Annotated in this window: 1 protein-coding gene; it reads right to left on the bottom strand. The window is 57.1% G+C overall.

Annotation, left to right across the window (positions count from 1 at the left end; all coding sequences use genetic code 11):
• Positions 1-8: 8 nt before the first annotated feature.
• Positions 9-399 (bottom strand): phosphoenolpyruvate hydrolase family protein (locus EDM56_RS30725; protein WP_148040439.1); only part of this gene is annotated, 391 nt, incomplete at its 5' end.

Raw genomic sequence — 399 nt, 5'->3', positions numbered from 1 at the left:
GCTTCACGTTATTCGCCTCCATGTGAAATCGATTTGAATTTCCGCATATTTTCCGTGATGGCAACCTCTGTCGGCAGCCGCTCCATGCTGGATGCGCCGAAGAATCCGACGATGCCATTGGTGTTATCGAGCACATAAGCGGCATCATCCGGATCGGCAATCGGTCCGCCGTGGCAGAGCACGATAATATCCGGATTCACTTCCTTCGCCGCGTCGTGCATCTCCTGAACGAGCACAGCCGCTTCATCGATGGTCATCGCTGTTTTCGCTCCGATCGTACCGGAAGTGGTCAAGCCGACGTGCGGCACCAAAATGTCGGCGCCAGCCTCTGCCATCTTGCGCGCCTGCTCAGCGTCGAACACGTACGGCGCAGTCAGCAGCCCCAATTCATGCGCTTGC

Origin of the sequence: Brevibacillus fluminis (assembly GCF_003710825.1) — a bacterium.
Lineage (GTDB): Bacteria > Bacillota > Bacilli > Brevibacillales > Brevibacillaceae > Brevibacillus_D > Brevibacillus_D fluminis.
Note: the sequence above shows the minus strand (reverse complement) of the source record. Positions and strands in the feature narration are given on the sequence as shown.